Consider the following 25050-nt stretch of genomic DNA (forward strand, 5'->3'; position numbering starts at 1 on the left):
GAGCCAGATCGTCACCATCCTGGACGCGGAGGAGCGGGGCTGCGACCTGTTCGATATCGACGAGCTGCGGCTCGAGTACGACGCCGCGGCGTTTCAGAATCTGTTGATGTGCCAGTTTGTCGACGACGGCGCGAGCATCTTCCCCCTGAACATGCTGCAGCCGTGCATGGTCGACAGCTGGTCGATCTGGACGGACTACCAGCCCTTTGCTGCCAGGCCCTTCGCTGATCGGCAGGTCTGGGTTGGTTATGACCCGGCAGAGTCGGGCGACACCGCTGGCCTGATCGTGGTTGCGCCGCCATTGGTACCGGGTGGCAAGTTTCGCGTGCTGGAGAGACACCAGTTCCGTGGGATGGACTTCGCCGCTCAGGCAGAGACGATTCGGCAGGTCACTCGCCGCTATTGGGTCACCTACATCGGTATCGACACCACCGGCCTCGGCAGTGCCGTGGCGCAGCTGGTGCGCCAATTCTTCCCTGCATTGAGGACGTTCTCCTACAGCCCCGAGGTCAAGACCCGACTGGTGATGAAGGCTTGGGACGTGATCAGCAAGGGGCGGCTGGAGTTTGATGCCGGTTGGACAGACCTGGCCCAGTCGCTGATGGCCATCCGCAAGACCGTCACCGCAGGTGGGCGCCAGTTCACCTATACCGCTGGACGTACTGACAACACCGGCCACGCCGATCTGGCGTGGGCGCTCTTTCACGCATTGCACAACGAGCCGCTGGAGGGTCAGACCGTGGCCAACACCGGCCTAATGGAGTTTTTCTGATGAGCAGCCCCCAGGAACAGCCGACCACGTCGCAACCAACCGAAGGTGAACTCCTGGTCAAAACCGGGGGCGGCCAGTCAATGGCATTCACCTTCGGCGATCCGGTACCGGTGCTCGATGGCAGGGAGATTCTCGACTACCTGGAGTGCTGGTCCAACGGCCGCTGGTACGAGCCGCCGGTCCCGCTGGATGGCTTGGCGAAGTCCTCGAAAGCGAGCGTTTATCTGCAGTCTGGCCTGATCTTCAAGCGCAACGCATTGGCGCGCACGTTCATTCCGCATCGACTACTGAGCCGGCAGGCGTTCGAACAGATCGCAATGGATTGGGGATGGTCGGGAAACCTCTATCTGGAGAAGCGCGACAACATGCTTCGGCAAGCCATGGGCCTTCAGCCTTGCTTAGCCAAATACATGCGCCGAGGTATCGACCTGGACACCTACTACCAGGTGGAAGGCTGAAAGGACGAGCACGAATTCAAGCCTGGGAGTGTGTGCCACCTGCGAGTGGCGGACATCAACCAGGAAATCTACGGGCTGCCCGAGTGGCTGCCGGCTCTGCAGAGCGCGTGGCTCAATGAAAGCGCCACGCTGTTCCGCCGCAAGTACTACCAGAACGGCAGCCATGCGGGCTTCATCATGTACATGACTGATCCTGCCCAGAATGAGGACTTCGTCAACGATTTGAGATCGGCGATGAAGAACAGCAAAGGCCCGGGCAACTTCCGCAACCTGTTTATGTACGCACCTGGTGGCAAGAAAGACGGCCTGCAATTGATCCCTATCAGCGAGGTCGCGGCGAAGGACGACTTCGGTGCGATCAAGAACATCAGTCGTGATGATCAGCTCGCGATGCTGCGGATTCCGCCTCAACTGATGGGTGTTGTTCCGCAAAACGCTGGGGGGTTTGGATCGATCCGCGATGCGGCCCAGGTTTGGGCCGTCAACGAGCTGGAGCCGGAGCAGGCCAGGCTGTTGCAGATCAACGATTGGTTGGGGGAGGAGGTGGTGAGGTTCAGATCGTATGAAATTCCGGTGCAGGGATGAGCCGCTGCGGTTCTTATATTTCTAGCGCCGAAATAATCTGCACATCATCGGAGGTTTCGTCGAGTAAGTCCACGATCAAAGCAAAAGTTCTACCCGCTTCCTTCGATCCCTGGGGCATTAGACTGATTTTACGGTGCTTCCAAATGATACCCCGCAGTAATGCCAGATCTTCATGAAGGACGGTTCTGGCATTTCTCTGTTTCTGCAACGAAAGCGTTTCTAGACCTGCCACAAATGGATTCGATGAGTGCAGGTAACGACTAGAGTTTTTGTAGATGCTGATCATGTCTTCATGTGTCTTACGACCGATAGTGCCAAATGGAATGTGCTTCGTGTTGTCTGGACCCGCGATTGGCTCTCCCGCCGATTGAGGAAGGAAGTCGCTGTTGATCTTTTCAAGACGCTCAAGAATGTCCGTTGCTCTCCAGTCTTTGGTGTAGTCGCCGCCTTTTCCAGAGCGCTTGTCCAATTCACTAGACCTTTGAGCTTCATAGTGCATCCGGTCTGCAATCATCGCCGAGAAAGCTATTATTTCGACGATCCGCCTGACTTGAGCAAAAGCACATTCATTGTCGATGTCAATATCACCCGTCACGGGAATATCGGAGTTGAGGAGGCGGGTGGCGGTACGGAACCGTCTTTTGACCTCGATCATTTGAAGCTTGTACTTCTCTCCAGAGAGTAGGGAGGCGCGTTCCTTTGCCACTGCTTCTCGCTCCTGTTTCGTCCCCCTGGCCTTCGCTTGTCCCATTGCTAAAAATCCTTCTGATCTACTCAGATACCGAGGCCAGCGCGTGCACTCGTCCCGTCACGCCGATTTCATAAAGTATATGTTGTTAGTTTTTCTTGTGTTCTTTTTTCATCTTGTAGTCAGAGTACCAAGTGTATAGCCGTCCAAAAATATAATAATAGGGGGCACTCCATCGCTCTGCAATGATATGCTTCCCTTTGTAATGCTCCTTAATAGCATTTGTGTCTTCTTCAAAGTTATGTACTTTTATGGTCGAGCCACTGGAAAGCAAACCATCTTTGAGCTTTTGTTCCAGAAAGGCTTGAAGGGAATTTTTGGATGCTAAACATTCTTTTGTGAGGTTGAAGTTTTTGAAGATTTTGAGATGATAGTCAGATTGCATTAGCTGAATTGTTTCAGTTTGGCCATCCTTTTTTAGGATGTCAACAATAAACTGGATATTCCCACCAATGCACTTTCCGTGATGAGTGATTCTTATCGTTTGGATTACACCAGTTAGGTGGTTCTTGAAAAACTCTCCAATAGGTGACCATCTTTTAACCTGTTTTGGAACTATGTACTTGCCCTCGCTTGTCGAAAGCACTATGCGCTTTTTTGCTTTCTTATCTTTAAGTAAATCATCCATTTTTATTCGGTTTGAGTTAACTGCGTAGAAAATTATTTCTCCCATTGTTTTATGGTAGGTTTCGTATGGCTTCATTATAAGTGGCGTTTCGTCGTGGTCTTCAAGTTCGATATAGAAGTTGTGGCCTACCTTGAGGTATATGCCGTAAATCGTCACTGCTCTGTCTTTCAGGTTTTCGAGAACTATATGTGATACATAGCTTTCCTGGCATCTTACACTTGATGCAATTCCGAATCCTCCACTAATGGCAATGCCAGACTTCCTCTGGTAGTTTTTGATAGCGACTAACAATGCGATAACGGCTATCGGTGCAGTTATCATTAATGTTCCCCAGTTTTTAGGGTCGGCAAGCCAGTTGGTAAATATTGTGATCATGCTTTTCTTACTTAGTAAGTGGAAGGTTTTATGCGCAGTCATGGGCTGGTGTATTGGTTGATCAAAATCCACCTGACTTAGCCCATCAATCTGTTATTCGCCCTAGCCCTACGATTCTGCGTAGCGCTCAAAAACCCAGCATTTAATGCTCTTCCCGGACAGTCGACTGTGAACGGTACGGTTTTTGTGCAGGCACCGCGGGGAATGGCTCTGCCAGAGGGCTTGGCGCAATGTGCTATCGAAGCGCAGAGGCTGACCATGCTCGAGCAATTGGCTAGATAATTCCCGCAGATTGATGGCCAGCATGTTGCTCGCCGTTGCGTGGTTGTACGCAACACACTTGCTTTCGAGGACGGCCAGGGCTTCCCAAAAGACCTTCAATACATCGGGAGCCTTGAGAGCGGAACGTCCCAGGCTTTCGAGTTCCGGCGTGGGCAGTCCCATCGCACGAGACACTTCATCAAGTTGCTGATGAATGACTTCGCGCAAACCGGCATCGCGGGTGCGGTGCAACTCTTTGGCTAGGGCCAGGCGGTGGCGGGATTGGGCAATGCGCTGAGTGATGGGCGGAGCGGCGAGGCGCTGCCCCTCAAAATATCCATCTACTAGCATGTCCTGCACCTGCCAGGACAGATCATCGGTGAAAGACTTCACCAGCAGCAAATAACCGCGCTGGGTAAGCAGTAACACGTCTTCATGAGACTTGTTCGAAATGGCATCTGGTTTGTGCGTCCGAAAATCGGACGCACAAATTTTGAACAAATGCTTGCCTTCAATGAATCGCTCACGGTTCGCATTGAAGTTGCGGCGTGCTGTCCCGTCAGGCCGCTGATGCACCTGGTCCACCATAGCCAGCGTGACTACACGCTCGCCCTGGTGCTCGATGATAGTCAGATCGCTATCGGCGATGCTGATCACTTGGCGAATTGCTGAGTTCATGACTTTGCTCCCTGCTTCATGGTCGAACACAGTACCAACGCCTGGGTTGCGCGGCGGTTAAAGCTCTGGTCGGTTTGGCTGAGTTAGCGATAGTACTGCAACAGCGGCTGTTCATCAGCGGTTTGCAGCATGGTGTAGGGGAAAGTTTAACGATGGAACTTCGAGAGGTGTGCTTTGGCATGGCAATTCCTTCTGAATTGCGGTGCGTTTTCCGCGCCCAAACGCCAATTTGGGGGAGTGGAACCATGCGTGTTGGCGTACACAGTTGCTATTGGAGCTGCAGATCAAAATTTGTGCGTACGAATTTCGTCCGCACAAGGTCCAACCGACGTCGCCACCTTCAATGCCGAAACTGTCCTCCGTTCGCCCTAATCCCATGCCTCAAACTCAGGAGTCTGCCAGCCGGGGGGCAAACTGAACCTGGCGAGCGCAGTCGTCCCCCCGCCACGCCTGCGGGCTAAATGTGTCGTTTTTTCTGCGTACCTGCACCCGCCCCAAAACCGCCAAGGCTGGGGGCTGTGTGCGCGAATGTGGGGTGGAAAAAGCCTGCGGATCCCTGCGCGAGTGGGGTAAATGCAAGGGCGTGTCATGGCGGTCACTGGCGGGGATTTTGAGAGGAGCCCCGGGAAAAGGGTTAGTTTTTAAAAATGGGGTGATAGGCGTGCTGAAGAGCCCGTATTTGCTGGGGTTGAGGGCTAACTTTGAGTGGTTAGCCATGGTTAGGTTGAAGGTTAGTTTTTATTAAACTATTGATATATAAGGAATTTATTTATTGATTTTTTAACATCTATAAAGGTTAGGAAATAACCCAGTGCTAACCAAAACCTAACCTACCGCAGTCTTCGCAAAGTCGCGCAGCAGAAGGCTTTCAGGGCGGCCAGTCAAAAACTAACCTTCCTAACCGGTTTCCGATAGGTCAACATGAAAAGCCTGAAGCACCTAGGGGGACGGTGCATGGCAGGATCCATCTGCTGTTTGTGCGTATACACAACGAGACTTGTAATGTTCTTCCTGCCAAGGGCTTCACTAAAGCATGGGTATTCCCACGTGTTTGGACTGTCTGCCTATACGAATAAGAGAGGGTACTGTGTCAGTTGAGCAATGTTTCATGAGTGTGTGTTTTATTCCGTTGGATGCGAACGGGTCCAAGTTTTTCGGCTTCTCAGAATTTTTGGCGGGTCTCGCGCTCATGGTTCTGGCGTGGACTACTGGCGATGTCCGCTATCGATTTCGTATTCAAACCGCACCTATTCCATTGCGGGGCATCACGTTCTCTGTCGTAACGGCGGTAGGAGTGCTTACGCTTCTGACAGACTTGTGGCGAGCGGAACAATGGTTGGTACCACGAGGAAGCCTCCTGACTCCCGCCTCTTGGCAGGCCATTCTCGGAATGGTGTTTCTTCTTACTTTCTTAACTTGGGCTTGGTTTGCGTTCATCCGGCCACCCAAATATGGAAAAAGAAACGCAGAGCGCTTCGCGTTTACCCTATACCGCTTGATCGTCAATGGTGCCCCGCACGAACTAGCAATTATTGCAGATGAACTCGCCCGTTCTGCGACGGCTTTAGTGCGTCACGCAACTCAAAGTGTCGAGATAAGAAATCAAAAGTTAGATTCAAAGGATAGCTCCAATAGAGAGCCTAGCAAGGTAGAGGGCTATGCAACTGACATGTTGCTGCTGATTGCCGATAAGAGGTTTTGCCGCGCGATTGTTCAATTTGCTCCTGCTACGGCCCTGAACGTCTTTGAGTCAATGGTTGAGGAAGAAAAGTATGGAGTTGATGTTAGGGTCTTCGCCAAAAATATAATGAATGAGGCCATCAAGGATACGAATTCCTTCATTTATCATGAAGCGGGAGGGTATGAGTCCGGCCTGATTGGTTATCACAAACCGTTTAGTCAAGCAATGTTTTCGAATTACAGAATGGTCGAGACGGTTGGGACTCTGCTTGATCCAGATATAGGCGTGAAGTGGTGCGCTGCCCAGTGGGCAGCCTATTGCCGTGTTGTTCTAATCACTTTTAGCGATTTCGTCGACACACGATTTTGGGGGCACTCCTTTGTCCTGTATCGAGCTTTTTGCAATATTGAGAAATCTGTTTCTGATCTCTACCGTCTTAATGGGGTAGCCCAGAGCGCTTGGGATGACGATGTGCTAAAGCGCGTGTGGGGCGTAGTCGACTTCATAGTCGAAGCAGTTGAGATTCTAGAGAAGAAAGGTGTACCCCCGCATTTGCAGTTACGCATTCATAAGGACGACGGTCCAGTTAGCAAGACGTTTTACGATCATCTTGCACACATGATATTTGACTTAATATTTTATGCTTCAATGGTTAAGTCTCCCTGGTGGGAAAGTTGGACGGTTCAGCACAACTCCGTTTGGGGTAGATTGTTCAGTGATCTTGCTCTAACCAGCGCCGCCGGAAAAATTGTTAAGCATAAAGCGCGCCGACTTTTATACAATGAAGTAGCGTGCATGAGTAGTATGCCGAACTTTAAGGGGGCAAAGGTTCTTGGTTTTTGCCTGAATGTAATGGGGTTTACAGTCAGAAAGGACGGTTACGGTAAGACTAGCTGGGCTCTTCATAAGGCGATCTTGGCCTGGACCCAAGCAAATTATATTCGTTTACATGCTGAGTATCCGAGAGTTGCCGAAGACTGTTTAGTAGACCGTCTCAGTTACGACGCGGAGAAGATGAGGGTCGTCAAGACTTATCCCGTCGAGGGACTCAGAAATGAGCCACGGTATGAGTATCTCGATTTAACCCCAGCACCGTTGGAGGTTGGGCTAGATGATAACGCGGTCGTAGCTCCTAGGAGATAGAGAGACGTGAACTACGGTGATCGCGTCGAACGGCCTTCCGGAATGTAGCCGAAAACCTTGCCGCAAAAATTTCTCAAGCTAGTGTCTGGATGGCTTAAAGAGGCATTAGTAATTAGCAATTGAGGCAAGTTTTTATCTGTAAGTATATGAATTTATTCGTTTTTTAGTATGGACTTAAAATCCCCCGCTCGTAAGGGCGTGCCGGTTCGATTCCGGCTTCGGGCACCATATATATCAAGGGTTTGCGGGCGAAAGCTGAGCAAACCCTTGTTCGTTTCTGGTCCGCAATTATTGACTTGCCCCGCAATTCACTTGGTTCGCGAGACGTTTTCTCCCTTTCGGCTACAGATGTATTGCTCGGTCATTACACGGTCGTATGTCCAGGTTGATCCCTGACCTGCAAAATTTCGAAAAATTTGATTTGTGGAGTGCCTGCCGCACTGAATCCTGAGCGTAGGAGAGCGACTGTTGGTCGGATAAAGATGTATCCGGGTTTTATGAGGTTGTCTTTTTTTTGGCGTTTTTAGAGGCGTTTAAAAACAATAGGTTGCGGTGTAAATATTTGTATGTTTGTAACGGCGATTATTTGTTGACGATCGATTTTTATCAGACTTAAGTCTGATTTTCGAACACCCGGAGCCTGGGACACACGACGGGTGACCGGTGTGATCCCGGGTTTCCTGCTATTAATCAATGATCTGTCGTTCGAGTGCTAATCCTTTCGGGAGCGCGTCATGAATCCGTTCATTCGTATCTGCATTGTCGACGACCACCCGTTGTTGCGTGAGGGCGTTGCCAACATACTGAAAAGACGGGCGGACCTGCAGGTCGTGGAGCAGGGCGCCAACGCGGATGAGGCCAGGGAAATTGCCCAGAGGGTGCGTCCGGATGTGATGCTGATGGACGTCAATATGCCGGGTGATGTTTTCGCCGCGGTGCGGTTCATTTCCACTGGACTGTCGGATGTAAAGGTACTGATGCTGACGGTTTCAGAGTCCGAAAACGACGCCTTTTTGGCGCTGGAGGCGGGCGCGCTCGGGTATGTGTTGAAAGGTGTCAGCGGGCCGGAACTGGTCTTGGCGATCCGGTTGGTTGCCAAGGGGCAGACGTATATCACCCCTGATTTTGTCAACAAACTGCTGAGTAACTTCAAGACACACGCAGCGGAGATTCACACGTTTGATCTGACCCTGCGCGAGGAGCAGGTTATTTATGAAGTCTCCAAGGGCCTGACCAATAGAGAGGTTGCGTCAAAGTTGTTGATCAGCGAAAAAACCGTCAAGCACTACATGACCTGTGTGATGCAGAAACTGCATGCCCGAAATCGTGTCGAAGCGGTCGCGGCCCTACGGTATTACAGGGAGCGCGAAGCTCTCGGGCGATTTCAGATCGGCGTAGGGAAAACATCAGTCGATGCCCGGACCCGCTTCTGACTAAAGTTTGAACTGTGCATTGACCGACGTCCCTGAGGTACAAGAGTCGATACTGAACAACCCGCCCAGCGATTCAACGCGATAACGCAAACCGGCGAGGCCCAATCGGGTTCTGCCGGATGTATCGAGTTGCATGGCGTCCGCCGCCATACCCGGACCACTGTCCCTGACGCTGATATTTAATACCTGATCAATGTATTGCGCCTGGATGACCTGGCCCTCGCCATTGGCATGACGGTAAGCATTGTTGAGGGTTTCCTGGACAAAACGGTACAAACAGAGTTTGAGCGGCAGCGGCGTGGCCTCTGGTAGCGGCCCCAGGGCCAGGGTGACCCTGGTGCCGGTGCGTTGCTCGTGCCGTTGCGCCACCAGCTGCAACTCTTCCACCAGGCTCAGGTCGTTGATTTCCGGAAGTGCCAGACCTCGTGATAAATCGCGGACCTCCCGCAATGCGTCGGTGGCGGCACCACGAATGGTTTCCAGCGCCTCCTGATCGACAGCCGGACCGTTATCGGCCAGCTCGTCGAGCCAGATCAGAATCAAGGTCAATAACTGCGCCGGCCCATCGTGCAGGTCTGCACCAATGCGCCGCAAGTTGAGTTCGTTGATCCGTGAAAACTCCTGGGTCGCCGTCGCCATCTTGCGCTGGAGTGCGGCGTTGCTGATACGCAGGCGAGTTTGCTCCAACAGCCGTAAGCGCAGTGCCACTTGCTGTTGCTCGATAATCTTGTCGCCGCGTCGCACGATGAAAAAAAGCAGCGTCAGCATCGCCAACGTCGCTGCGCCAACGACCATCCATACCTGCTGTCGGACGCGGTTGATTTCACGCTCCAGACTTTCGGCCCTTTCATAAAACTCGCCCACCGCGATCACTTTCCTGGTGTTGAAATCTCGCAGGGGGGCGTAGATCTCATAGAGCGGCAGGTTGAGCTTGCGCTCGAACTCGTTTTCAGCCTGGCTCAGCTCTTCAAGGTCGGTGACCACGTTTCCCTTGAGCGCCTCGGAGATCTCGTCTGTTGGGAAGACGCGATTGGTGATGGCTTTATTCGTGCTGTAGACGACCGTGCCATCCGCTCGCCAGATCTTGATCGAGACAATGTGCTGGTTTAGCGAACTGTTTTCCATGAGGCGGTCCAGGGATTTGACACTTTCCTCCGAGAGGCTTTCGCCCCGCCCCATCTCCTGCACATAGGGCTCCAGAAACGCTTCCATGTAGTGGGCGCCTGCTTCTGCCGCGCTTTGCACCGCAGCACTTTCTATTCGTTCGCTCACCAGTTTGCCGACGAAGAACATGGTCAGCCCCAGGATCACCGCAGCGGCAATGACAAATTGGGCCGAGCGACTCAGCTTGCGCGTCTGGGCCTTTATCCGGGTGCGCCAAGTTCCCTTGTGAGCCACATCGGAACCAGCGGCTGGTCCGACCAAAGTCTCAGTCTCGTCCGCTATGAAAGTCTCGTTTTTTGATTCGACTTTTGCATCTTTTTCCATCGGGTTGGTTCCCTGAACATAGTGATATGTCGGCTGGAAATCCCTGCAACTCAAAGTACGTCTGGAGATTGCCATGTATGAGCTAAAGCGCTTCACCCTCAATCAAAAAGATATTTCGTTTCTTGATCAGCAGGTTTCCTTTCCGACCATTCATGTCGTCGGTTACAACACCGCTGGAGATCCGCTCTACGGCTATCAGGGCTCGGATGGTAGTGTCCATGTGCTCGGTGTGCTGGGAAGTTTCAATCCGCTTGACGTGCCTCTTGGTGAAGCCATCTGGTACAACGGTGCCCGCGACCCGATCGGCTTGCGCAACGTCTCGGGGCACTTCAACAACATGACCCTGGATGGGCAGGCCTGGGGCAGTTTCGGCCAGAACTTCATACGGCTGACCCATTCGGACTACACACACTATGTCCAGCAGAACCTGAGCAATTCCGCATTGACGGGGGCGGGTGTCCCTGTGGGCGCTACGCCCATGATTGACAGTAGTTCACTGTATAGCGATCCGACAGCTTCACTGGTGGACTACACGCCACGGATGATCAGCCAGACCATCGTCAGTGGCGGAGTGACGTTTGCCACCGATGCCAACGGGCATATACAGCACACTGCCACGGGCGTTGCGATCGTCACGGATCCGGGAATCCTGGGTACCATTGGCGAAGTCGATACCACGTCGCCGGACTCCGGCCAGTACTACATCCGCAACCAGAATACTGTCGCCGGCGACCCGTCGACCACGGGCTGGTTCACCCTGTTTGGACAGTTCTTTGATCATGGGCTGGACTTCATCAACAAGCCCAATCAAAACGCCACGATCACTATTCCCCTTGCGCCGGACGACCCGCTGTACGGTTCGATCGGTCCGGATGGGCAGCCTGTGTACTCGATCAAGGTACACCGGGCCTCCGTCAGCGAAGTGGACGGGCAGGGACAGGCGCAATACGTCAACCTCGACTCGCCCTACATCGACCAGAACCAGACTTATGGCTCCAATGACGCGGTGACGCAATTGCTGCGTCAGTGGGTGGCGGATCCAAATCATCCAGGACAGTTCATTGCTGGCGCAGCGCTGTTCGATGGCACCACCTTGAGTGACGACGCGGCCTGGACCCTCAATGGCGTGTTGACCCACCAGACTTTGCCAACCCTGAGCGAACTGCGCGCCCATGTGCAGGCAACCGGCCGTGACGATCTGACCTGGGATGACATCAGCAATTTCCGGGTGCGTGATGCCAATGGTCATGTGTTGGACGCGGACCCCGGCACTCCCGGCGTGCAAGCGGTGTATACCCGTGAGGCGATCCTTCTGGATATGAATCCGCACTTCGATGATTTGCATATCGACCAAGCGAAACTGATGTCTCTGGATGCGCATATCACCAGTATTACCTTCGACGCGAACAACCCCTTCGGGATGGTCATCAACTACGATAATTCTGGACCGAAAAACCTGTTCAGTTTTGTCAATTTCGCCGACTTCTCTATCAGTGCCGCTGCGGGCAGTGCCGATTACGCGGTGGCCAACGAACTGCTGCTGCAGTCGGTGGGCGACCACTACATTGCCGGCGACGGCAGGGTTAACGAAAACTTTGGCCTGACCGCGATCCATCACGTCTTCCATGAAGACCACAACGTACAACTGATCAATCTGCAAAACGAAGTGCTGGCCCAGACTGACGTTAACGTGCGTCACAACTGGCAGGTGCAGGTCAGCAATGGCAGTGGTGGTTTTTATACCGATGCCAACGGCAATTTCACCCAGGCGGATGGCCTTACGGTGTCCTGGGACCAGGACAAGCTGTTCTACGCCGCCAAGCTGACCGTGGAAATGGAGTACCAGCACGTTGCGATTGACCAGTACGCCCGGCTGATCACCCCGGATTTGCCAGAGTTCGTGACCTATGACTCGGGCATCAACGCCAATATTTCGCTCGAGTACGGCCAGGCAGCGTTCCGTTTCGGTCACTCGCAACTGCGCGAAACCATCGATGCCCTGGAGAAAAATGCCAGTGGTGGTTATGACCTGACCGGTGCGATCACCCACTATGCGCTGGAGCAGGCGTTCCTCAATCCCGGCGGTTTTGCCGAGGTAGGGCCGACGGCCATTGCCTTGGGCATGACCCGGCAGATCAGCAATGAAATCGACGAATTCGTCACCCCGGCCTTGCAACAAGGCCTGCTCGGTCAGCCGCTGGACCTGGCGACCATCAACCTGGCTCGTGGTCGCGACTTGGGCCTGCCTACCCTGAACCAGGCGCGTCAGCAGATTCATGATGCGCTCATCGAGGAAAGGGCGTCACCGGCGGGCGCGCAGCATCACACGAACCTGATCGTGGATGGCTTGACGCCCTATACCAGTTGGAGTGACTTCGCCAACAACATGATTCACCCCGAGTCATTGGTGAACTTCATCGCAGCCTATTCATTTGATGGTGACGTGGCCCATGCCCAAGCCATCATCGATGCCGATACCTCAGGCGTTACCACCAACTATGCCGGTGGCAGCGTCACGGCTGAAGAGGCGGCCTATTTCCTTTCCGGTGCGGCAGATGCCAACGGCAATCATGTGGCCGGTTACGACGGCTACAACGCGATTGATCTGTGGATCGGTGGCCTCGCGGAAAAGCACGTCTACACCGGGCAACTGGGCACCACCTTCAACGCAATCTTCGAGGATCAGATGGAACGGTTGATGGATGGCGACCGTTTCTATTACCTGTTCCGCCTCGACCTCGGCTTGCCGGCGATGACCAACCTCAACGAACAGGTAGTGACCGAGCAGTTCAAGGACATCATTGAACGCACCACCGATGCCCGGCACCTGGCCGGTGATGTATTCGGTTACGCCGACAGCTACATCGAACTGAGCAACACCGACTCCGGCGCGAGTGCGACGGCGTACAAGAGCGAACACAAATACGGCACGCTGATTGCGGCGAACCATGTCGGCGTTTACTCAACCGGTGGCACGGGCGGGATTGGCGGTAACGGCTTGCTGGTCAGCCTGACCAATCCGGAAACGCATACCGCTCAAACCTATATCCGTGACTACCGTCCGGACCAGGGCCTGAACCCTGACGGCACTGCGGCAGTGGGCTACAACTCGCACGAAGTATTGTCTGGCACCGACTACAACGACTGGCTCGACGCTGGCGATGGCGACGATACGATCTATGGCGAAGGTGGCGATGACATCCTCGATGGCAAGGCCGGTGCCGACCATATCTATGGCGGTGACGGCAACGATGTGATCTACGGCGGCGATATCGAAGACTTCCTCGATGGCGGTGAGGGGGACGACACCATCTATGCCGGGACCAGCGCAGGTGCCCTCGATGTGGTGATTGGCGGTAACGGTAACGATCACCTCTACGGTGAAGCCGGGATCGACGAGTTGTACGGTGGCGCCGGCAATGACTACATCGATGCCGGCGGCGACACTGATCTGGTGCATGGCGGAGACGGTAACGACGAGATCTACGGTGGCGACGGCCCGGACATTCTGTTCGGTGAGGACGGCGATGACATCATTTCCGGCGGTTCCACGGGTGACCAGGAGTTCGGAGGTGTCGGTGACGACATTCTGTTGCCTGGCCTGGGTGGCGCTCCGGGTCAAGGTGACGGCGATGAGGCTATTGGCGATGTCGGCTTCGATATCGCGGCCTTCAGCGATGTGAACATTGCCCTGGATGCGGCCGCAGACCTTAACAACCAGAACATCGTGGCGGCGCCGGGCACTGCTGTGCTGTTCCAGCCGTTCAACGCCTTGCTGACAGACATTGAGGGTTTGATCGGTTCACGCTTCAGTGATAGCCGTCCAAACACGACGACCCCGGCCAACCCACTGGCGGGTCTGATCGGTAATGCCACGGAAAACTGGTTGATTGGCGGCAGTGGCAATGATGTCTCCCAAGGTAACGGCGGTAATGACGTGATCGTCGGTGACTCGATCAAACTCGCCGATCTGAATCACTTGCTCGCCAGTCAGGGGTTTGCCCAGCACTTTACTGGCCTGCAAGCGACCCGTCCGGACTTCATTCTGGGTGACAACCACGCAGCCCCAGGCACGGCCGACGGCGCAGCCGATGAAGCGCTGTACAGTGGCAATTTTGCCGACTACAGCATCACCAAGTTCACCGATACCCGGCCGGGTGGCGAGTTGATCACGGCGTTCAAAGTGGTGGATTTGCGGGTCGGCGCGGCGAATATCGATGGCACCGACATCGTGACTGGCATTGAAAAACTGCGTTTCGCCGACCGCACCGTCAACCTGAACATCACCAACAGTCTGCCAACCGGCAATGTGGTGCTGTCGGGGTTTGCCACTGCGCCGACCACACCTGGCCGTCCGGTGCCAGCTCAATACCGGCTGACCGCCAATACCTCGACCATACAGGACGCCGACGGCTTGCCTGCGCCAAGTGGGTTCAGCTTCCAATGGCAAGCACTGGTGGGCGCGGCCTGGATCGGTATTGCCGGGGCGAAAGCCTCGACCTTTGCGCCCACCTCGGCGCAGTTCGGCCAGCAGCTTCGGGTCATCACCACTTACACCGACAACAACGGCACAGTGGAACAACTGACGTCCGACCCTTCGGAAGCGGTAGGGCGCTTCATCGAAGGCACCAACTTCTTCGGCAACACGCTCAATGGCACCAACTATCAGGACATCTTGATGGGCTATTCGGGTAACGACGTCCTTAATGGTGGCCTGGGTTCCGACTTGCTCGACGGCGGCAGCGGTAACGACACGATGCGGGGGTACGCCGGTAACGATATCTACAGGGTGGATGCCAATGGCGATACGGTTCAGGAAAATCTGAACGAAGGCACCGACACGGTCATGTCCTCGGTCAGCTACACCCTGGGTGCCAACGTCGAGAACCTGACATTGCTGGGGTCGAACAACAGTAACGGCACGGGTAACGGGCTGGACAACGTCATCCACGGCAATACCGGTAACAACCAACTTGGCGGCATGGCCGGCAACGACTCCGTCTTTGGTGAGGCAGGCAACGATACGCTGCTGGCATCGCTGAACGACGGCAACGACCAGTATGACGGCGGCGCGGGTACCGACACCTATGACTTATCGGCCACATCGGCGTCGGCCACGGTCGATTTGCTCCTCGGCACGTCAACCAGCACCCAGACCGGCAACGACTCCCTGACCGGCATCGAGAACGTCACCGGTAGTTCCGGCAATGATCACATCCAGGGCGACGGCGCGAACAACCTGCTGCAGGGCCAGGGCGGTGATGACTGGATGGACGGTGGCAGCGGTGACGACGTGCTGATTGGTGGGCAAGGCATTGACAGCCTGTTTGGTGGCCTTGGCAACGACACCTTCCGGGCGTCGGCCAATGACGGCAATGACAGCTACGACGGTGGTGGCGACAGCGATACCTACGACCTGTCGGGGACCTCGGCCAACGCCACGGTCAACTTGTCTACTGGCCTGGCGAGCAGTTCGCAAACCGGTAGCGACACCTTGAGCGGCATCGAGAATGTTCTCGGCAGCAACGGCACCAACAGCTTGACCGGCAATAACGCCAACAATGCCCTGACCGGGCAAGGCGGCGTCGACACCCTCAGTGGTGGAGATGGCGCTGACACGCTGACAGGCAATGGCAACCGCGACATTTTGACTGGTGGGGCGGGGGCGGACATCTTCATGTTCAGCGCCATCAACGATTCGGGCACTTCGACCGCAAGCCGCGATGTGATCACCGACTTTGCGCAGGGAGCTGACCACATTGATCTGTCTCAGATCGATGCCCGGACCTCCGGAGCAGGTTCCGCCGGTAATCAGGACTTTGCCTTCCTCGGCGAGTGGAATGGTGTCGGCACTGAGTTCAGTAACCAAGCGCAATTGAAGTACCACTTCGCCAATGTCGGCGGGGTTGATCACACGTATGTGGAGGGCAATGTCAACAACGGTAATGGCGCTGATTTCCAAATCGATCTGGTCGGGCATGTCGCCCTGACAGCGAGCGATTTCGTCGGCGTGGCGTAAGGCTTTAAATAAAAACGGCGCCCTCCTTTGAAGAGTGGCGTCGTTTTTTTATGGGGGCTCGGCTAGACCAGCTTTTTCCGCCATCAAACAATCTTTTGCGCCATTCGCTACTGCCCGGCTGCATGCGCTGCGGGGAACGGTAAATTTCGACACGCTGCCTGAAACGGGCTTTACTGGAACAAAGCGTGCGGATTATCGAGGGCTGCGTGTTCTCGGCAGCCGGTACTGGCTGGATGCCGGGTCCACATCTACACCCGTCGAGGTTGAGGACCAGCCTATGTCCCGGTTCCTCTGCGCCATGTTTTTCGCGTTGCTGCTGGTCGGTTGCGCCACCACGCGCATGCCCCACGACTTCAGCGAGGCGATCCCCGCCAGCGAATCGGCTTTCGGGCGCTCGATCCAGACTCAGGCTGCCGCGCATGAGGGGCGCTCGGGTTTTCGCTTGCTGCCCAACAGCAGTGAAGCATTCCGGGCGCGCGCCGAGTTGATCCGCAATGCGCAGAAATCCGTCGATCTGCAGTACTACATCGTGCATAACGGTCTCAGCACCCGGGCACTGGTCAATGAAATGCTGCTGGCTGCCGATCGCGGCGTACGGATACGTATCCTGCTCGATGACACCGCCACCGACGGCCAGGAAGAAGTCATCGCTACCCTGGCGGTGCACCCGAACATCCATATCCGCGTCTTCAACCCTTTGCATCTGGGGCGCAGCACCGTGGTGACTCGAACCATGGGCCGTTTGCTTGATCTTTCCCAGCAGCACCGACGCATGCACAACAAACTGTGGCTGGCTGACAACAGCGCAGCCATCGTCGGTGGGCGCAACCTGGGGGATGAATATTTCGACGCCAAGCCCGATCTCAACTTCACCGACATGGACCTGCTTTGCATCGGACCGGTCGCCGAGCAATTGGGACACAGCTTCGATCAGTACTGGAACAGCGCCTTGAGCCAATCGATCAGTGACTTCCAGATCAACAAGCCGACAGCACAGGACTTGCGCGAGAGCCGTCAACGTCTGGAGCAGTCGCTCCAGTCTTCACGTACCGAGCACAGGGCTTTGTACGACCATCTCATGACCTACCAGACTCGGCCGCAATTCGAGACGTGGCGCAAGCAGCTGATCTGGGCCCATGGCACGGCGATGTGGGATGCTCCGAGCAAGGTCCTGGCTGACGGCGAACCGGCACGTGCGTTATTGATGGCCACACAACTGCGGCCTGAACTCGATGGCGTCAGCAACGAGCTGATCATGATGTCGGCCTACTTCGTCCCGCAAAAGTCGGGCATGGACTATCTCCTGGGGCGTGCCGATGCCGGCGTTGATGTGCGCCTGCTGACCAATTCACTGGAAGCCACCGATGTGCCGGCGGTGCATGGCGGCTATGCACCGTATCGCAAGACGCTGCTAGAACATGGCGTGAAACTCTATGAACTGCGGCGTCAGCCGGAAGATACCGGCCGCAGTTCTTCGTTTGGATTCAGTGGTGGCTCGGTCTCCAGCCTGCACACCAAGGCCATGATCCTGGACAGGCAGAAAGTGTTCATCGGTTCGTTCAATTTCGACCCGCGTTCACTGTTCTGGAACACTGAAGTCGGAGTGCTGGTCGACAGTCCCGAACTGGCCGGCTACGTGCGCCAGGCGGCGCTTGATGGCATGGCGCCGGCCATGAGTTACCAGGCCCGACTGGAAAACGGCGAAGTCGTCTGGCTCACCGAGGACGACGGCCGTCAACATACCTTGCGCAAGGAACCCGGTGGCAAATGGCGCAGCTTCAAAGCCTGGCTCAGCGACAAGGTCGGCCTGGAGAAGATGCTCTGAATCGATACCCGGAGTCCCCCCTCTGGTCTCGTTGTGCAACAGGAATTTACAAAGAACCCTTTCGATAAGGGTGACGTGATCAAGCTGGAAGTCTTCTGACGTTTTTGCCTGCAATTGCCTGACTCAGGTGCCTTGGAGCTGCCGAAGGCTGCGTCAAGATCAAGATCAAGATCAAAAGATCGCAGCCTTCGGCAGCTCCTACAGTGGTTTGGCGGGTGGGCATCTGCCATGGATAGCAGGCCGCCGCTGTCCGGAAAGGGCTCCATGCCGAGCCGATCTCGATCGTCTTGATCCGGGCGGTCAGCCGGTTGCAATCGGGATTGTCAGGTCAACCCGACCCTTGTAGGAGCTGCCGAAGGCTGCGATCTTTTGATTTTGCTGTTCAAGATCAAGATCAAAGGATCGCAGCCTTCGGCAGCTCCTACAGTGGTTTGGCGGGTGGGCATCCGCCGTGGATACCAGGCCGCCGCTGTCCGGAAAGGGCTCCATGTCGAGCCGATCTCGATCATCTTGATCCGGACGTTCAGCCGGTTGCAATCGGGGTTGTCAGGTCAACCCGACCCTTGTAGGAGCTGCCGAAGGCTGCGATCTTTTGATTTTGCTGTTCAAGATCAAGATCAAAGGATCGCAGCCTTCGGCAGCTCCTACAGTGGTTTGGCGGGTGGGCATCCGCCGTGGATACCAGGCCGCCGCTGTCCGGAAAGGGCTCCATGTCGAGCCGATCTCGATCATCTTGATCCGGACGTTCAGCCGGTTGCAATCGGGGTTGTCAGGTCAACCCGACCCTTGTAGGAGCTGCCGAAGGCTGCGATCTTTTGATTTTGCTGTTCAAGATCAAGATCAAAAGATCGCAGCCTTCGGCAGCTCCTACAGTAGTTTCCCGGGATTGTGCGCAGTACCTTATTTTTGAGCGTGATGAATGACACAACGAAATTTTTTGCTGTTGGCTTTGTTGTTCATGTTTTTGACAGGTTGCACGACGATGCCACCCAAGGATCAGGACAATCTCTGCAACATTTACCGTGAGTATCCCGACTGGTACGAGGACTCGCTGGAAATGCAGAGTGAATATGGGACACCAATGCATGTGGCCATGGCGATCATGAAGCAGGAAAGCAGCTACGTGGCGGACGCATTGCCGCCGCGTGACTACCTGCTCTGGGTGATCCCCTGGGGGCGAGTCAGTTCGGCCTATGGTTATGCGCAGGCTCAGGACCCGGTGTGGGGTGAGTACAAGGACAGTACTGGCAACGGCGGTTCACGTGACAGTTTCGACGACGCGATCATGTTTATCGGCTGGTACACCACGGGCACGCAACGCCAGCTCGGAATCTCCAAATGGGACACCTACAATCAGTACCTGGCTTATCACGAGGGGCGTGGGGGCTTTAGCCGCAATTCCTATCGCAGTCAACCGTGGCTGATGCAGGTTGCCCAGAAAGTGCAAAAGCAATCGGAGATTTACAGCTCCCAACTCAAGCAGTGTCGCCAGGCGCTGGAAGATGATCGCGGTGGGTGGTTCTAGCGCGGCAGAGACTCCGCTAGCGGGCGTTGCGGGATCAAGGGCTTGCCAGCGAAAGCCGATGCAAGCCCTTGTCGGTTTCTGCGCCATCATTTCTGTCTTGAGGGTGGTTACCGGATGCCTTTCAGGAAGCCGGGCCTGCCTTGCGACGATCGTTGCCGGTCGGGTTGCCGGTGTTGATCAGCCTTCTTTCCTGCAACACGTTTTCCAACGCCTGGCGGTCTGACGGGGGCAATTGATGCTCTCGCTCCTTGAGCTCCAGCAGGATCGGGGTGGACCACTGGCGGTAAGTTTGTTCGGCATTACGATTGAGTGACATGCGTTTTCTCCTTGATCAGGCTCCTGCCAATTAAGGTGCCGCAGTTCGATACGCAAGAGACCCTAGCCGACGAACCCTGTTCTCGCCAATGCGTTACATCGGACGCCCGTTACCCCAGATGCCCGCAGCCGCGGTGCGCTGCACGTAGTCGCTGAAGTCGCGCGCCGGCCGCCCCAGTGCCCGCTGCACACCATCGGTCACGGGTGTGTTGCGGCCGTCGAGCACGGTGGTGCAGAGGTACAGCACCAGATCGATCAAAGCCGGGGGAAGTTGTTCCTGTTCCATTGCCTGTCGATAGGCGGGCGCCGGTACGGCCACGAATTCGATGTTGCGATGGGTGGCACGGGCAATCTCGGTCACGGCGTCGGCAAAGGTCAACGCCCGAGGGCCGGTCAATTCATAGAGCTGGTGTGTGTGCCCGGGTTGAGTCAGTGCGACGACGGCGCACTCGGCGATGTCGTCTGCATCGACAAAGGGTTCGGCGACCTGACCGACGGGGAGTGCCAGTTCACCTTGCACTATGGGGTCAAGAAAGTGCGCCTCGCTGAAGTTCTGGCAAAACCAGCTGGCCCGCAGAATCGTCCAGTCAATCCCGCTGTCCTGTACGACACGTTCGGCCTGCTCCGCTTCGACTTCGCCGCGCCCGGATAACAAAACCAGTTTGCGCACTCCGCTTTTCACCGCCAGGTCGGTGAAAGCCTGGATGGTTTCAACGGCGCCTGGAACGGCGAGATCGGGCTGGAAGGAAATATAGACCGCATGAACACCCTCGATTACCGCGTCCCAGGTTGATCGATCTTCCCAGTCGAAAGGAGGATTCGCATCGCGTGACCCCTGGCGAACGGGCAGGCCCGCCGCTTCGAGTCGTTGGGTGATTCGCCGTCCGGTTTTGCCGGTGGCGCCGAGGACCAACAGGGTTTGCTGAGCGGTGTTCATCGCGTTCATCTCCATCGGTTAATGTGAGTAATGCTCACGTTTAAAAGATGATAGTTCCTCATGTTTGTGCGTCAACCCATCAGGTCGAACTGCCCGACGGGTGGGCATCTGTTGTTTGGCATGAAGGTTGGCGATGCTAAGGTGAGTACATGTCACGTTATTGATCAGGAAATTCACTCGTGCGCAAAAAGACCCCTGAAGCCCTCGAACAGCCTGCTGCAGAAGCTGTTCGGCGTAATCCCACGCAACAGCGCAGTCGCGAGCGTCAGGAGCGGATTCTGACCGCGGCGACTCAATTGATTGCGGACAAGGGCAGCGATCAGCTCAAGATGAGTGAAATCGCCGAGCGCGCCGAGATCTCGATCGGTTCCCTTTATCAGTATTTTCCCGACAAGAGCGCCGTCATCCGAACGCTCGCCGAACGCTACAACGCCGAGAGCCGTCGCTGCATTGAACAGGCATTGGAGGCTGTGGAGGATGCCCAGGGTTTGCAGGCCGCCTATTCGCAGTTGCTCGACCTGTATTACGAGATCGTGATGGCGACGCCGGTGATGCGTGACATCTGGTCCGGCATGCAGGCCGACAAACAGTTGTTGCAGCTGGAGTTGGAAGAGAGCCGGGGGGCCGGAGCGCTGCTGGCCCAGGCCATGCTTCGCGTATATCCGCAAAGCGATGAGCTGAAGGTGCGGCAATCCGCGTTTTTGATCTGGCACCTGGGCGAGGCGACCATGCGCTTGGCGGTCACTTGTACGCCAGTGGAAGGGCGCGTGCTGGTCGAGGCGTTCAAGCGCATGTCCCTGCGCGAGGTCATGGAGCCCGCGTGCAGGGACATCTGATCGCAGTAGAAGCTGCCTAGACGAAAGGTTGGCCGGCAAATCCCCGTGGCAGTCGTTGCAGCCCGGCCATCGCGGTCAGTCGTTCGGTCCAGGCTGAACGCCAGTTATCGGCGGTGTGCACGGCTTTGGCTTTGCGTGCTGCGCGGCGGGCGGCGTTGCGTTCAGCCTTGCGGGCTTCTTTGTAGGCGTCGGTGTTTCGGCAACTTCTGCATTTCACCCGATTGAGTTCGCGGGTCGATACCAGGTTGTTGCCGTGGTGACCGCAGGCCAGGTGCCCGCTGACTTTGAAATGAGTGACCATTGGAACGTCTCCTTGGTGACGTGTGATCGGTTGACCCCACGTGAGCGGTGGCGTTCGATTGATTTTGCGCAACAAAAAATCCCGGCACGAGGTCGGGTTGCAAGAGAGGGTGAAAACTCGGCAGGCAGCCGGCTATCCGGAGGCGTCAGTGCCACCGGTCATGCTGCCCGAATCGGGCCTGTCCTCGTACCGCGAATCCGTGGCGGATCATCTGAACCGAGGCAGAGGTCGGTCGGCAGGCTGGAGAGAAGACAGCGTGTGCCGGATCAGCGGCGTGTCCTTCTCGATGTCGTTCAGGCGATCACGAATTCTGAGGGCGGTGGGGTGTCCGCCTTGATGATCGACCCAGTCGGCGATTTCCTTGCAGGCCGCAGCCAGGCGCGCCTGACGGGAGTCCAGCAAGGTGAGCAGGGTGGTGATGGACTCTTTTTCGGACATGGGAGACACCTCCGTTCAAGAAACCTGGTGTGGCAGCAAAAAGCCCGCCTGGAGCGAGCTTTCTGCCGTTGGGGTCGCTGTTCCTTCAGCCATTTCAGTATAGACCCGTTAAAAAATGGTGGCAGGCCCTCAACCTTGTCGGGCTGTCACTTGTGATTTGGCGTTCAACTGCCGGCAAACACGCTGAGCGTCTTCTTCAGTGTCGTAGCCATCGCCGATAAAGCCTTGGGTGCGGGTATCGGCGATGCGATACCAGACCGCGGCATCCGGAGGCAGATGGTCATTTTCACCCGCACGGCGGCCATGAATGATTATCTTGTTGCAACGCTTCACGACGAAAATGTCTTCCATGGCGTCTCCGCAGCGGATTCGTGTTCAGTTCAACTATAGAAGTCATTGGTGATCGTGCAAAAAATAGGCAGGTCAATTCGTCGGTTCAGGCGCGGCGGGCATTCTCTCAAGGAAGATCGCCAGCCCGACCTCTTCGGCCGATAGCCCCTTGCGCGCTCTGGTCCTTGGCAGTTGCGCCAGGTCACCGAGAACAAAGCCATCCAGCACCGCCGGATGGATATAGCATTTGCGGCACACCGCCGGGGTATTGCCGAGCTGCCTGGCCACATTCTTGACCATTTCCACCAGGTGCCGCCTGGCGTCCGTTTCAGGCTCCCACTGCAGTTTGCGCAACATCGCCAGAGCCAGGACGCTGCCGGCCCAGGTGCGGTAATCCTTGGCGGTGAAGTCGGCGCCGGTGAGCGTTTGCAAATAGCTGTTGATGTCGGATGAACTGACGGTGTGCCGGTCTCCGTTTTCGTCCAGGTACTGGAACAGGTTCTGCCCGGGAATGTCCTGGCAGCGTTTGATGATCCGCGCCAGTCTTCGGTCTTTCACGGTGATCTGGTGCTCAACGCCACTTTTGCCGCGGAACTGGAACAGGATGGCACTGCCGTTGATCTCTACATGGCGGCTGCGCAAGGTCGTCAGGCCGTAGGAGCGGTTGTCCCGGGCATATTGGCTGTTGCCGATTCGGATCAACGTCGTGTCCAGCAAAGTGATGACCGTGGCCATGACTTTGTCGCGACTGAACCCCGGTGCCGACAATTCGGCTTCCAGTCGCTGGCGCAGTTTCGGCAAGGCCAGGCCGAACTCACGCAGGCGCAAGTACTTGTCGGCGTCGCGCACCTCCCGCCAGCGCGGATGATAACGGTATTGTTTGCGACCCCGGGCATCCCGCCCGGTGGCCTGCAGGTGCCCGCATGGGTCGGCGCAGATCCACACTTCGGTATAGGCCGGCGGCACCGCGAGTGCGTTGAGGCGTTTGATTGCCTCCGGGTCGGTGATGCGCTGGCCCGCCGGGTCGAAATAGGCGAATTTTCCACGCAGTTTCCGGCGGGTGATGCCCGGCTGGGTGTCATCGACATAATGCAGGTCAGGCGGCAGTTCATCGGGCATGACAGGCGTCCTGGGCGAGGAATCACGGGGCGTTACAGCCATGGACCGCACCCGGCTGCAGTCGTGCCGACGGATTTACGCCAGTACTGCGACCGCTTTGATTTGTGCCCAGAGTTGCTGGCCAGGGTGGATGTTCAGTTGATCGCGGGAATAACGCGTGATCCGCGCCAGCAGAGGCGTGCCGGCGGCGTCCAGGCGAATCAGCACATGGGCGGCGTTGTCGGCGTTCATTTCACTGACCACGGTGACCGGCAGGCGATTGAGAATGCTGCTGTGCCCGGCACTGTGCAGGTTCAGGCTGACATCCCGCGCCTGGACCTTGCAGCGCAGTGCCTGGCCTGCATCCATGGGCGTATGCGGCACACGAATGTTGAGGCTGGTGCCGGGCAATTGCAGGCTCAGCAATTGATAGTCCGCGTCATAGGCGCTGACGCGGCCTTCGATCACCACACCGGCGTCGTCCCCCATGGCCAGAGGCAAGTCGAGGCGCGCCAGGGTCTGGCCGATCGGACCGCTGGCCAGTGCCTTGCCGTTGCTGAGCAACACGATATGGTCGGCCAGCCGCGCGACCTCATCCTGGGAGTGGCTGACGTACAGCACCGGAATCTCGAGTTCGTCGTGCAGCAGCTGCAGGTAGGGCAGGATTTCACTTTTGCGTTGTGCATCCAGCGCCGCCAGGGGCTCGTCCATCAACAACAGTTTCGGGCTGGTGAGCAAGGCGCGGGCGATGCCGACGCGCTGTCGCTCGCCGCCCGAAAGGTGTTGCGGATGGCGGTCCAGCAAGTGGCGGATGCCGAGCAATTCGCTGGCGTGGGCCATGTCGACCCGACGCTGCGGTTTCGGGATGCGCTTGAGGCCGAACTCCAGGTTGGCCAGCACCGACAGATGAGGAAACAGGCTGGCTTCCTGGAACACGTAGCCCAGCGCGCGTTTGTGCGGCGCGACGAAAACCTTGTTGGCGCTGTCTTGCCAGACTTCATCGTTGACCTGGATAAAACCCTGATCGGCCCGTTCCAGGCCGGCGATGCAGCGCAGGCAAGTGGTCTTGCCCGAGCCGGAATGACCGTACAGTGCCGTTACGCCACGACCCGGCAGTTGCAGGTCGACGTCCAGGGCGAAGCCGAGGTAATCCAGTTTCAGGCGCATGTGAATCAT

At 56.3% G+C, this 25050-nt stretch carries 17 protein-coding genes and 2 pseudogenes; 8 read left to right on the top strand and 11 right to left on the bottom strand.

Going from position 1 to position 25050, the window contains the following annotated elements:
• Position 1: 1 nt before the first annotated feature.
• Both ACEN83_RS13660 and ACEN83_RS13665 read left to right on the top strand, forming a co-directional pair.
• A pseudogene (locus tag ACEN83_RS13660) lies at positions 2 to 772 on the top strand (phage terminase large subunit family protein); the annotation flags it as partial.
• Positions 772 to 1815, top strand: a pseudogene (locus tag ACEN83_RS13665) (phage portal protein). The pseudogenes ACEN83_RS13660 and ACEN83_RS13665, both read left to right, overlap by 1 nt.
• 13 nt (positions 1816 to 1828) lie before the next feature.
• Here the strand turns inward: ACEN83_RS13665 and ACEN83_RS13670 are convergent.
• The 3 genes from ACEN83_RS13670 to ACEN83_RS13680 all read right to left on the bottom strand — a co-directional run bounded on the left by ACEN83_RS13670 (position 1829) and on the right by ACEN83_RS13680 (position 4505).
• Positions 1829 to 2521, bottom strand: a complete 693-nt coding sequence (locus ACEN83_RS13670; RefSeq protein ID WP_495580597.1) for a hypothetical protein — start codon at positions 2519 to 2521, stop codon at positions 1829 to 1831.
• Positions 2522 to 2651: 130 nt separating this feature from the next.
• Positions 2652 to 3566, bottom strand: a complete 915-nt coding sequence (locus tag ACEN83_RS13675) for a hypothetical protein (RefSeq protein WP_495580598.1) — start codon at positions 3564 to 3566, stop codon at positions 2652 to 2654.
• Positions 3567 to 3674: 108 nt separating this feature from the next.
• Entirely contained in the window at positions 3675 to 4505 is an 831-nt protein-coding gene (locus ACEN83_RS13680; RefSeq protein ID WP_495580599.1) for an ORF6N domain-containing protein, read from the bottom strand.
• Positions 4506 to 5613: 1108 nt separating this feature from the next.
• On the opposite strand from ACEN83_RS13680, the gene ACEN83_RS13685 reads away from it, so the two are divergent.
• Positions 5614 to 7329, top strand: coding sequence for a hypothetical protein (locus tag ACEN83_RS13685; protein ID WP_495580600.1), 1716 nt, complete (start codon positions 5614 to 5616; stop codon positions 7327 to 7329).
• Between the two features lie 734 nt (positions 7330 to 8063).
• On the top strand, positions 8064 to 8762 hold the full coding sequence (locus ACEN83_RS13690; protein ID WP_495580601.1) for a response regulator: 699 nt from the start codon (positions 8064 to 8066) through the stop codon (positions 8760 to 8762).
• Here the strand turns inward: ACEN83_RS13690 and ACEN83_RS13695 are convergent, their stop codons facing one another.
• Positions 8763 to 10250, bottom strand: a complete 1488-nt coding sequence (locus ACEN83_RS13695) for a sensor histidine kinase (protein WP_495580602.1) — start codon at positions 10248 to 10250, stop codon at positions 8763 to 8765.
• A 73-nt stretch (positions 10251 to 10323) separates the two neighbouring features.
• Here ACEN83_RS13695 and ACEN83_RS13700 point away from each other — a divergent pair, with 73 nt between their 5' ends.
• The 3 genes from ACEN83_RS13700 to ACEN83_RS13710 all read left to right on the top strand — a co-directional run bounded on the left by ACEN83_RS13700 (position 10324) and on the right by ACEN83_RS13710 (position 19619).
• Positions 10324 to 16269 (top strand): peroxidase family protein, encoded by a 5946-nt coding sequence (locus ACEN83_RS13700; protein ID WP_495580603.1) that lies wholly within the window; start codon positions 10324 to 10326, stop codon positions 16267 to 16269.
• A gap of 277 nt (positions 16270 to 16546) precedes the next feature.
• Positions 16547 to 18094, top strand: a complete 1548-nt coding sequence (locus ACEN83_RS13705; protein ID WP_495580604.1) for a phospholipase D family protein — start codon at positions 16547 to 16549, stop codon at positions 18092 to 18094.
• Between the two features lie 919 nt (positions 18095 to 19013).
• Complete coding sequence (locus ACEN83_RS13710; RefSeq protein WP_495580605.1) at positions 19014 to 19619, top strand: transglycosylase SLT domain-containing protein; 606 nt, start codon at positions 19014 to 19016, stop codon at positions 19617 to 19619.
• A 121-nt stretch (positions 19620 to 19740) separates the two neighbouring features.
• Here ACEN83_RS13710 and ACEN83_RS13715 read toward each other — a convergent pair whose 3' ends face one another.
• Together ACEN83_RS13715 and ACEN83_RS13720 are read right to left on the bottom strand one after the other, a co-directional pair.
• Positions 19741 to 19935 (bottom strand): hypothetical protein, encoded by a 195-nt coding sequence (locus ACEN83_RS13715; protein WP_495580606.1) that lies wholly within the window; start codon positions 19933 to 19935, stop codon positions 19741 to 19743.
• 93 nt (positions 19936 to 20028) lie between these two features.
• Complete coding sequence (locus ACEN83_RS13720; protein ID WP_495580607.1) at positions 20029 to 20871, bottom strand: NAD(P)H-binding protein; 843 nt, start codon at positions 20869 to 20871, stop codon at positions 20029 to 20031.
• A 179-nt stretch (positions 20872 to 21050) separates the two neighbouring features.
• Here ACEN83_RS13720 and ACEN83_RS13725 point away from each other — a divergent pair, with 179 nt between their 5' ends.
• Positions 21051 to 21707, top strand: coding sequence for a TetR/AcrR family transcriptional regulator (locus tag ACEN83_RS13725; RefSeq protein WP_495580608.1), 657 nt, complete (start codon positions 21051 to 21053; stop codon positions 21705 to 21707).
• A gap of 16 nt (positions 21708 to 21723) precedes the next feature.
• On the opposite strand, the gene ACEN83_RS13730 is transcribed toward ACEN83_RS13725, so the two are convergent.
• The 5 genes from ACEN83_RS13730 to modC all read right to left on the bottom strand — a co-directional run bounded on the left by ACEN83_RS13730 (position 21724) and on the right by modC (position 25050).
• Positions 21724 to 22008 (bottom strand): hypothetical protein, encoded by a 285-nt coding sequence (locus tag ACEN83_RS13730; protein ID WP_007975979.1) that lies wholly within the window; start codon positions 22006 to 22008, stop codon positions 21724 to 21726.
• Between the two features lie 207 nt (positions 22009 to 22215).
• Positions 22216 to 22446, bottom strand: coding sequence for a hypothetical protein (locus ACEN83_RS13735; RefSeq protein ID WP_495580609.1), 231 nt, complete (start codon positions 22444 to 22446; stop codon positions 22216 to 22218).
• A gap of 129 nt (positions 22447 to 22575) precedes the next feature.
• Positions 22576 to 22797 carry a hypothetical protein gene (locus tag ACEN83_RS13740; protein ID WP_007975974.1) on the bottom strand — a complete coding sequence of 74 codons (222 nt, stop codon included), beginning with the start codon at positions 22795 to 22797 and terminating at the stop codon, positions 22576 to 22578.
• Between the two features lie 72 nt (positions 22798 to 22869).
• Positions 22870 to 23895 carry a DNA topoisomerase IB gene (locus ACEN83_RS13745; RefSeq protein ID WP_495580610.1) on the bottom strand — a complete coding sequence of 342 codons (1026 nt, stop codon included), beginning with the start codon at positions 23893 to 23895 and terminating at the stop codon, positions 22870 to 22872.
• A gap of 75 nt (positions 23896 to 23970) precedes the next feature.
• On the bottom strand, positions 23971 to 25050 hold the full coding sequence (gene modC, locus ACEN83_RS13750) for a molybdenum ABC transporter ATP-binding protein (protein WP_495580611.1): 1080 nt from the start codon (positions 25048 to 25050) through the stop codon (positions 23971 to 23973).

The sequence above is a fragment of the Pseudomonas sp. Pseusp49 genome, assembly GCF_059491875.1.

Bases quoted from the DNA above. Each gene is read 5' to 3' on its own strand.
- ACEN83_RS13740 (WP_007975974.1), bottom strand. From the start codon at position 22,797: ATGGAAGACATTTTCGTCGTGAAGCGTTGCAACAAGATAATCATTCAT.
- ACEN83_RS13730 (WP_007975979.1), bottom strand. From the start codon at position 22,008: ATGGTCACTCATTTCAAAGTCAGCGGGCACCTGGCCTGCGGTCACCAC.
- modC (WP_495580611.1), bottom strand. From the start codon at position 25,050: ATGATTCACATGCGCCTGAAACTGGATTACCTCGGCTTCGCCCTGGAC.
- ACEN83_RS13690 (WP_495580601.1), top strand. From the start codon at position 8,064: ATGAATCCGTTCATTCGTATCTGCATTGTCGACGACCACCCGTTGTTG.
- ACEN83_RS13720 (WP_495580607.1), bottom strand. From the start codon at position 20,871: ATGAACACCGCTCAGCAAACCCTGTTGGTCCTCGGCGCCACCGGCAAA.
- ACEN83_RS13695 (WP_495580602.1), bottom strand. From the start codon at position 10,250: ATGGAAAAAGATGCAAAAGTCGAATCAAAAAACGAGACTTTCATAGCG.
- ACEN83_RS13705 (WP_495580604.1), top strand. From the start codon at position 16,547: ATGTCCCGGTTCCTCTGCGCCATGTTTTTCGCGTTGCTGCTGGTCGGT.
- ACEN83_RS13700 (WP_495580603.1), top strand. From the start codon at position 10,324: ATGTATGAGCTAAAGCGCTTCACCCTCAATCAAAAAGATATTTCGTTT.
- ACEN83_RS13745 (WP_495580610.1), bottom strand. From the start codon at position 23,895: ATGCCCGATGAACTGCCGCCTGACCTGCATTATGTCGATGACACCCAG.
- ACEN83_RS13715 (WP_495580606.1), bottom strand. From the start codon at position 19,935: ATGTCACTCAATCGTAATGCCGAACAAACTTACCGCCAGTGGTCCACC.
- ACEN83_RS13685 (WP_495580600.1), top strand. From the start codon at position 5,614: ATGAGTGTGTGTTTTATTCCGTTGGATGCGAACGGGTCCAAGTTTTTC.
- ACEN83_RS13675 (WP_495580598.1), bottom strand. From the start codon at position 3,566: ATGATCACAATATTTACCAACTGGCTTGCCGACCCTAAAAACTGGGGA.
- ACEN83_RS13735 (WP_495580609.1), bottom strand. From the start codon at position 22,446: ATGTCCGAAAAAGAGTCCATCACCACCCTGCTCACCTTGCTGGACTCC.
- ACEN83_RS13680 (WP_495580599.1), bottom strand. From the start codon at position 4,505: ATGAACTCAGCAATTCGCCAAGTGATCAGCATCGCCGATAGCGATCTG.
- ACEN83_RS13710 (WP_495580605.1), top strand. From the start codon at position 19,014: ATGACACAACGAAATTTTTTGCTGTTGGCTTTGTTGTTCATGTTTTTG.